Consider the following 340-nt stretch of genomic DNA (forward strand, 5'->3'; position numbering starts at 1 on the left):
TTGCGCCGCTGCACCGAGCAGTCGCGTACCCCGAGGGTCCAGACGTCGCCGGTGGCGTCGGCGACGACCTGCACCTCGACGTGCCGTCCGCCCGACACCGCGCGCTCCAGGAACACGGTCGCGTCCCCGGCGGTCCTCGACGCCTCCGACGGGGCCCGCTCGAAGGCCTCGTCGAGCTGCTCGGGACCCGGCACGTAGCGGATGCCGCGACCCCCGCCGCCCGCGGTCGCCTTCACCATCAGCGGGTAGCCGACGGTCTCGGCGGCCTTGCGCGCCGTCTCGACGTCGGCCACCGGACCGCCGGACCACGGCGCCATCGGCACGCCGACCGACTCGGCCA

1 protein-coding gene is annotated in these 340 nt (G+C 75.9%); it reads right to left on the reverse strand.

Going from position 1 to position 340, the window contains the following annotated elements:
* Positions 1 to 340: ATP-binding protein (locus tag DBV35_RS29560; protein WP_117434502.1), on the reverse strand; the 340-nt coding region annotated here is incomplete at both ends.

It is taken from the genome of Acuticoccus kandeliae, assembly GCF_003073115.1.